4 protein-coding genes are annotated in these 8,909 nt (G+C 74.4%); all 4 read right to left on the bottom strand.

Annotated elements, in window-relative coordinates:
• Positions 1-882, bottom strand: an 882-nt coding sequence (accD, locus tag AC08OP_RS05930) for an acetyl-CoA carboxylase, carboxyltransferase subunit beta (RefSeq protein WP_476613270.1), incomplete at its 3' end; no start/stop codon positions are given.
• A gap of 59 nt (positions 883-941) precedes the next feature.
• Entirely contained in the window at positions 942-2,603 is a 1,662-nt protein-coding gene (locus AC08OP_RS05925; protein ID WP_476613260.1) for a PfaD family polyunsaturated fatty acid/polyketide biosynthesis protein, read from the bottom strand.
• Entirely contained in the window at positions 2,597-5,593 is a 2,997-nt protein-coding gene (locus AC08OP_RS05920) for a beta-hydroxydecanoyl-ACP dehydratase (protein ID WP_476613259.1), read from the bottom strand. The genes AC08OP_RS05925 and AC08OP_RS05920 overlap by 7 nt, the downstream gene beginning before the upstream one ends.
• Positions 5,594-5,648: 55 nt before the next feature.
• Positions 5,649-8,861, bottom strand: coding sequence for a KR domain-containing protein (locus AC08OP_RS05915; protein ID WP_476613258.1), 3,213 nt, complete (start codon positions 8,859-8,861; stop codon positions 5,649-5,651).
• Between the last annotated feature and the right edge of the window lie 48 nt (positions 8,862-8,909).

Below are 8,909 nucleotides of genomic sequence, written 5' to 3'. Positions count from 1 at the left end.
GCCCCCGGCCATGGCGCCCCCGGCCATGGCGCCCCCGGCCGCGGCGCCCTCGGCCATCTCATGAACGCCGGTGGCGACGCGCAGGAGCCGGGACAGCGCGGCCCGCAGGTCGCCACGGGGAACGATCATGTCCACGATGCCGTGGTCCAGCAGGAACTCCGCCGTCTGGAAGCCGGGCGGCAGCTTCTGGCGGATCGTCTGCTCGATCACCCGGGGACCGGCGAACCCGAGGCGAGCACCCGGCTCGGCGACGATGACATCACACAGAGTGGCGAAGGAGGCTGCCACCCCCCCGAACGTCGGGTCGCTGATCAGTGCCACGGTGAGCACGCCCGCCTCGTCGAGCCGGCCGAGCATCTGGCTCGTCTTGGCCATCTGCATCAGCGACAGCAGGCCTTCCTGCATGCGGGCACCGCCGGAGGCGGTCACGATCACCAGCGGTGTGCGCTCGGCCAACGCCACCTCGCCCGCCCGGGTGATGGCCTCGCCGACGGCCGATCCCAGGCTGCCGCCCAGGAAACGGAAGTCCATCGCCGCGACGATCACCTCGGCGCCGTCGATGCGTCCCCGCGCGCAGACGACCGCCTCGGCCAGTCCGGTCCGCTCGCGGGCCTGGCGCACCCGGTCCGGATAGGGTGCCGAATCGGTGAAGCGCAGCGGATCGGGATCCGCGGGCACGGGCGTCGCCAGCTCGGACCATCCCGGGTCCAGCAACTGGGCGAGCCGGCTCGGTGCCGTCAGCGGCGCATGCCAGCCGCACTCCGGGCAGACCCGGTTGGCTGCGAGGAACCGCTTGCCATAGAGAAGGGTCCGGCATCCCCCGCACAGATGCCAGGCGAGGCGGTCCGCGGCCGACTCCGCCTCGACGGCTGGCACGGGCACGGGCGCCGGCGTGCCCGCAGTGGCCCCGGTCGTGCCCCCGGTCGTGGTCGTGGGCGCGGTCACCGGGCACCCGCCGTCAGGACGTACCGGTGCGCCGGCGAGCTCTCGCGCGTGGCCGGCGGTCGGTAGGCGGCCGCCCGCGCCGGCAGCCGCACCCCGGCGAACCGCAGCGCCGCGGCCCGCCCGGTGTAGGCGGCGCCGAGCATCAGCTCACCCGCGACGTCCACCGCGCTGCGCTGGTCGACGTCCGCCAGGTAGCTGCCGGCCGCCCAGGTGTTGAAGGCGCCCAGGGACGGGCCGCACCAGATCTGGTAGTCGGTGATCCGGTCGGGCGCGGCGGAGATCGCCCAGCCCGAGGACAGCCCGAGATACCAGCGGAACACCAGCGCCATCCGTCTCTTCGGGCTGGCCTGCGCGCGTTCGATCTGCTCCGGGTCGCGTCGGCTGAAGTAGTCGACAGTATCGGCCCAGATCTCGTCCACGGACCGGCGCAGGACCGAACGCTCCAGCCAGTTCCGATCCTCCGCCGAAAGGTCGTCGAGGGAGTCGTGGGCGCGGTAGAGGTCGTACAGCCGGCGGCCTCGCCCGGCGAACATCGTGCCGCGGCGCAGGACCTGCACCTCGGCGCCGATCTCGAACATGTCGGAGGCCGGTGCCATGTCGATGTCGTTCGGGCCCGCCTTCGCCAGCAGCGCCCGCGCCGCCGCCGACTGACCGGACTCGACGCACGCCTGGTTCACCGAACCGGTGACGACGTAGGCGGCGCCGAGCGCGAACGCGGCGAACACCGCCGACGGCGTACCGATGCCACCCGCGGCTCCCACTCTCGGCGGGCGGCGGTAGCCGAGCTCGGCGGCGATCCGGTCGCGCACCGCGATGATCTCGGGGAGCAGGACCGGGAGCGGCCGGCGGTCGGTGTGGCCGCCGGAGTCCGCCTCGACCGTGATGTCGTCGGCCATCGGCACCGTGCGGGCAAGCGCGGCCTGCTCGGCGGTCAGGGTGCCGTCCGCCACCAGCGGGCGCAGCAGCGCGTCCGGGGCGGGACGCAGGAAGAGCTCGGCCACCTCCGCGCGGGAGACCTTGGCCACCACCCGGTGCCCGACGTGTACGCCGCCAGTGCCGCCCGGCCGCAGCCCCGCGGCCCGGTAGGCGACGATCTGCGGGGTCAGCTCGAGGAACGCGGACGCCTCCACGCAGGTCACCCCGTGGCGCAGGCAGGCGGCCAGGATGGCCCGTTCCAGCTCCAGCTCGTTCGGGCTGTGGATCAGATTGCAGGCGAAGGGCGCCGGACCGAGCTCGCGGCGGATCCGCCCGAGCGCGTCGTCGATCCGGTCGGGCAGCACGCCGGCCGCCCCGTACGTGGCGAGGAAGCCCGCCCGTGCCATCGCCACGACCAGCTCCGGCGAGGCGATGCCGTTCGCCATCGCGCCGGTCATGTAGGGCTGACGCACCCCGTGGTCGGTCAGGAAGGACGCGGCTCCCAGCCGCTCGGGGCGGGCCGGCGGCGCCACAGCCAGCACCGTCGCCCCCGCCGCGCGCAGGCTCGCCGGGTCGTCGGTGGCCGCGATCGCGCCCCCCTGTTCGCTCACCACGACGCAGGGCGCGTCCAGCCGGGCAAGCAGGTCGTGGATCTCCTGGGCGGAACGCGCGAGCCGCGGCCCGCCCGATCCAGGGCGCAGCGTCGTCGGCGCGCCACGGACCATCGTTGTCGTCGTCACCATGATTGCGCTCCTCTACCGCGCACTTCGGCGGCGATGTCGGTCAGGCCGTAGATACGCATGCCGGGTTTCCAGACGCTGGCGTCCGCGACGACCCGTGCCCGGGCACCGTCGCGGCGGACGTCCTTGATGTGGACCTCCAGCGTCATCTCCCCGTCCTCCGGGCGGATCTGGCCGCGGTAGCGCCAGCTCATCGGCAGTCCGGCCGGCACGACGAAGGTCGGCTCGACGAGGTCGTCGGTCAGGCCCTCCTGGACCATCCACTCCTGCAGCGCCTGGATGACGGCCTCGACGCCCAGCGAGCCGGGCATCACCGGGTCGAGCCAGAAGTGCCGCGCGAAGAACCAGTCGCCCGGGCTCGTGGGGCGGACGGCGTGCAGGTAGCCGCGGCCGAAGTCGCCGCCGCCGTCCACCACCGTGATCTGGTCGAGCAGGGCCATGGCACCCTGGGCGCACAGCGGCGCGTTCGCGGCCCGCCGGGCGGCCACGTCGATGGTCCGCCGGTCCGCCGGCGCCGGGCTGGTGCGTTCCAGCCAGGTCGGCACGAACGCGCCCTGATCGAGACCGTTCTGGTTCGCCAGCGTCCGCTGCGTGAAGAAGCCGAACAACGACTCACCGACGTAGAACGGCTCGCCGTCACCGCCGTCACCGCCGTCACCGCCGGACCCGCCGGACCCGTGCGGTCCGGATCCGTCGCCCGGCACGAGGAACAGCTCATACTGGAAGTTCTGCAGGATCGCGCCGCTGAGCACGGTCGTGGACAGCAGGGTCGAGCGCTGCCGGATGGTGCGTCCGGCCAGGTCCACCTCGCGCCGGACGGTCGCCGTGCCGTCGAGGTTGCGCAGGACGTAGTCGTTGGCCGGGTCGGTCAGGGTCGCACCCAGGTAGTAGCCCAGCAGGAGCGCCGACTGGAGCGACGTCTCCATGTGCACGATGTTCGGCATCGTCGGGCTGGGGCTGTCGGTGTAGTACCAGGAGTCCGCCGGCGAGTCGTACTCGGTGATCATCGACGCGCCGCCGCTGAGCTGACCTCGCGCGCCGTCCACCCGCATGACCCGGTCCACCAGCCGCAGGCCGCCGCCGGGCAGCCGGCAGACCGTCCGGCCCGCGGCGGAGGCGAACTCGGGACCGAGCGCGATGGCGAGGTCGCCGCGCGCCGCGTGGAACATCTGCAGCTCACCGAGCAGCGCCGACTCTCCGGTCGCGCCCACGCGGCCGAGGAAGGCCGGCAGGACGCCGCCGTGCGCCGGGCCCACAGGGGTGCCCGGACGTTCCCGCACGGCCAGGGCGATCCCGCGGATCGTGGCGACCGGCCCGTGGGCGTCCCGCAGCTCGACGTCACCGCGCAGCCAGGGCCGCGGCACCAGATCGATGTCGGTGACGGTCAGCACGAGCTCCAGACCGGCCTCGGCGGCCGGCCCGGCGCCGTGGCCGGGCGCGTGGATCTCGATCGACAGCCGGCCGAGCCCGTCGGGGAGTTCCAGCCGCTCGTCGGGCAGCGCGACGTCGAGGTGCGCATCCGCGATCACCAGGTGCAGACCGGCGGCCATCGCGAACACGCTCACCGCCTGCCAGGAGGCGGTGAGCGCCGCGATGGCCAGGTGGGTCGGACCGGGCTGCCCGTCGCGGTCCGCCACGCCGCCGGTCAGCCGGCTCACCGAGGCCCGCAGCTGGCCCCGGCCGGCTGCGCCGCCCCGCGGCGCGAACTCCGGCACGGCGACCAGCGGGCCGCCGGGGGCGAGCCGCACCGACGGGTTCACCCCCCGCTGGTCGTAGCGGGCGCCGAAGACGCCGGCAACGTCACCGCGCGCCAGCCGGTCCAGGTCACCGGCGTCGAGGGTGGTGCGGGTGGTGCGGCCGGGCAGTTTGAACGCGTCCTCCGTCCAGCCGCGCGCGCCCCGGGAGCCGGGGGGGGCGCCCACCGGCTCCAGGGCGGCGGAACCGGGCGGGTTCCCCGGCGCTTCGATGCCGGCGAACCCGGCAACCCCGGCGAAACCACCATGGCTCGCGCCGTCCCGCTCGAGCCACCGGAACACCCCGCCGAGGACCTCCAGGAGCACGTCGGGGCCGCGGGTAACCCGCAGCGCGAGCGTGACCTCCGCCGTGGCCGGGTCGAACCCGCCGGGGGCCCCGATGCGGGTGGAGGCCTGAATACGCAGCTCGTCCCCGACCCGGGGCAGCGGTCCGCTGGTCACCAGAGCCGCCCGGGCCAGCACCCAGTGCCCCCCTCCCCGGGGTGCCAGGTGCGCCGACCCGCGCAACACCTCGTCCAGGGCCTGGCGGACCACGGCGGGCAGCGACACCCAACCGTCGATCGCCGCGGCGTCCCGGGCCACGACGGTGACATCCACCGCCAGCTCGGCAGGCGCCGTGATCTCGACGGGGGCGATCGCGGGAGCGGGCCGCGGCGGAGCGCCGGGCGCCGATGCACCCGCGTGCCCGGGAACCCCAGCATCGTGGAAGGCCGGCCGGTCCACCGCCGGGGTGCCCCACCCCGGTCCACCCCGGCCACGATCACCCACGGCGGCCGGGGTCCGACCGCCGGGCGGTGCGATGGCGGCCATCTCGGCCAGCGCCCGGTCGGCCAGGGCGGCCTGCGTGCGCATCGCCGAGGCGTGGGCCGCGACCACCGAGGCCCGCAGCCGACGCAGGGTGGCCGTGGCGTCATCGGCGGCCGGGACGGCCGGGCCCTCCCCGAGCGCGCTATCCGTGACGCCCGTAACACCCACAGCAGTAGCACCCACAGCACCCGTGCGCCCCACGCCGCTCAGGACGCCCGCGCCGCGGGTGGCGGCCGTGATCTCCCTGCCCCCGTCGGCGTTGTCCTCCTCGCCCCTGTCGGCGCCGCCCCTGTCGGCGCCGTCATGGCGGTGGGTGCCGCTGGGCCGCGCCTCGAACTCCGGGCCGGCCTGCATCGCCGCCCAGACGGCGGCGTCGGTCGGCTCGCCGTCGAAGCCCAGCCCGTCCTGCGTCGCCTCGACCGTGGTGGTCATCGTGATCCCTCCCATCGCCCGTGCAGTGCCTGGTCTTTCGGCCACCGACCGGACCTCATGCCCGGTCACCCGACTGCCACCGCTGCGCCCCCTGACGGATCAGATCCGCCATGTCCGGGGTGCCGACGAAGGTGAAGTCGGACAGGCGCTGCAGCACCCGTCCATCCGGGGTGTGGGCGGTCACGGTCACCGTGACCGTCATCGGGCCGGGTCGGACGTCGTCGACGACCACGATGAACGTCTCGTTGGCCGGCAGCGGAGCGAAGAACTCCGCGTGCCCGATCTCGATAGGCAGGGCGCCCACCTCGTTCAGGGTCCACCGGGCGAGCACGCTCCCGGCCGCGGCGAGGATGTCGCACAGGACCGGGCGGTGCAGCGCGCCCGCGAACGCGCCGCCGGCGAAGGGCAGTTCCGGCAGGCGGCACTCAGCCACCAGACGGCCCGGCTCCCGCACGAGCAGGCGCCGGATGCCCCGCATCAACGGCCCGTGGATGAGCAGCCCGTCGGTGTAGACCCAGGCCGCGTCCTCGCCCTGCTCGCCGAGCCGGTAACCATCGGCGGGCCAGCCCGGAGCGGTCGGGGCGGCCCCGGTGACCCCGGTGGCCCCGGTGACCTCGGCGAGCACGAGGGTGCCCGCGTAGTGCGAGGTCGGCAACGCGCCGCCGCTGTCCCCGCGAACGGTCGCGGACACCGTCACCGGCCCGCCGTCACGTCCGTCACCGGGCCTACCGTCGGTCCCGTCGACGGGCCGCGCGTCGAGCCAGTAGTCCCGCAGGTGCGCCCCGTCGAACACGATCCCCTTGTGCACGATGAAGTTCCGGACCTCGACAACCTGGCGCCCGGGCAGGGCTCGTTCGACCCCGTTGACCAACCAGCCGAGACCGGCGGTGGCGGGCAGCACCGGGGCCGGCCCGATCTGGTGCTGGTCGATGACCGTCTCGGTGTCCATAGCCGCTATCGAACGGTGCGCCACGAACGCGGCGGGCGCCGTGCCACCCGCGGTCCGCGCGAGCGGAGCGGATCCACCGATGAGGACCGCGCCGTCCGCGCCGTGGCCGTCGACGAGTTCCGCGACGAAGCGGCGCGCGCCCTCATCCGGCGGCAGCAGCGTCACGCCCCGGGAGCGGAAGAGCTCCCGCAGATCGGCCGTGACCATCCCGCCGTCCCAGGCGCCCCAGTTCAGGGCGACCACCCGGCCGGTGAGCCCGGTCCGGGCCCAGGCCGCGACCCTGGTCAGCGCCTCGTTGGCCGTGGCGTAGTCGGCCTGCCCCGGGTTACCGAAGACACCGGCGACCGAACCGAACAGCGCGAGATGACGCAGCGGTGCGCCCTCCAGCGCCGTGAGCACGGAGCGCAGGCCGGCGAGCTTCGGGGTGAGCACCGACCGGATGGCCGGGACGGTCTTGTCCGTGAGCATCGCGTCGGCCAGAGCGCCGGCGCCGTGCACGACGCCGGTGACCCGGTCACGCCAGGGCGCGAGCGCCGCGGCCGTCGCCACCGGATCCGAGGCGTCCACAGCCTGGTAGTGGATCCGCGCGCCGGTCGCGGAAAGATCACCGAGGGTAGCTCGCACCTGCCGGACGGCGATCACGGCGGCAGCCGCGGCGTCGACGTCGGGCAGCCGCACCTTGCGTCCCTCGGCACGGGCCCCGGCGAGATACGCCGCCTTGAGGCCGTCATCCTCGACTCCGGCCGCCCAGCCCGGCTCCTCAACCAGATTCGTGCGTCCGAGCAGGACAAACTCGCAGGAGGCGCGGCGCGCCAGCTCCTCGACGCAGCGCGCGGTCACTCCGCGGGCTCCGCCGGTCACCACCAGGACGTCCTCCGGGCCCACCGGGGGCCGGAACGCCGCCGGGGCGGTCGCCCCGGTCGCCTCAGTCGCCTCGGTCACCCCAGTCGCCCCGGTCACCCCGCCCTGGACATACTCGACGCACCAGCGGCGTCCCTCGGAATCCAGACCGACCTCGACGACGTCCCGGGCGGAATCGACGGCCTCCGCCAGGACGGCCGCTGCGAAGGTGTCGTCGTCGAGCGCCGGATGGACGTCGACCGACCGGCAGACCAGCTCAGGTGCCTCGAGCGCGACGGTTTTCACCAGCCCGGTGACCCCCGCGGTGACCGCCCCGGCTATCGAGGACCCGCCTCGATGGCCGAGCAGCCCGTCGACCCGCGTCACCGTGAGGAAGGCCGCGCGCCGGCCTGCCGAGGCCGCCGCCCGCAGCGGTACGACGACCCCCTTCGTGGCCAGGATGGCGTCGGCGAGCCCACGCGCGGCGACGTCGAAGCCGGCCAGGCCGGTGGCGCCGATCCCGGCTCGATCGTCCTCCCCGGCGCGGTCCGGCTCGGCCCCGGATCCGGCGCCCGGTGATGCCGGAGCGCCGAGGGCGAGCAGGCAGAGGTCCAGGCGGACCGATCCGGCGACGGCCGCGAGCGCCGCCTCGACCGCGGCACCGTCCCAGCCGAGGAGGCCGGCGGCGTCGGAGCCCGCGAGGGACCCGATCGCGATCCGCTCGACCGAGATGCCGCGCTCCCTGAGGTGGCGGACCAGCGCCGCACCACCGGCGTCACCGACCTCGATCACGAGCGCGCTGGGCTGGACGCCGAAAGGCTCGTCGAGCGGGTCTACGGCCGGCAGAAGGCGCGGCACCGCGCGCAGCCGCTCGATGGACGCCTCGGTCGGAACGGGGTGCGGCGCCGATGCAGTCGCCGTGGGCATCGACGCCGCCGTCTCAGTAGCGGTGGGCGGGGTCGACTCGGGTGCGGCGCTGGCCGGCGCGGTCAGGCCCAGGCCATCACGCAGGAACGAGGCCACATCCGCCAGCGTCCGCATCTCCGCCGCCCGCTCCGGACCCACCGCAGGAACACCCGGGAACCGCTCCTGCAACGACCCCAGAATCTGCACCCGCTTAATCGAATCAACCCCCAGATCCGACTCCAACGCCATCGACGGCTCCAGCACATCCACCGGATAACCCGTCTTCTCCGCCACCACCTCCGCCACCGCCGACTCAATAACCGACACGTCGACCGCAGCCACACCGGCACCGGCACCCGCCGAACCCTGAACCGAACCAGCCCCGGCACCCGCCGAACCCTGGGCCACCGAACCTAGGCCATCACGCAGGAACGAGGCCACATCCGCCAGCGTCCGCATCTCCGCCGCCCGCTCCGGACCCACCGCAGGAACACCCGGGAACCGCTCCTGCAACGACCCCAGAATCTGCACCCGCTTAATCGAATCAACCCCCAGATCCGACTCCAACGCCATCGACGGCTCCAGCACTCCACCTGATAACCCGCCTCCCCCGCCACCACC

The organism is Frankia sp. CeRuru1, assembly GCF_977966315.1.
This window is presented reverse-complemented; position numbering and strand designations above follow the sequence as displayed.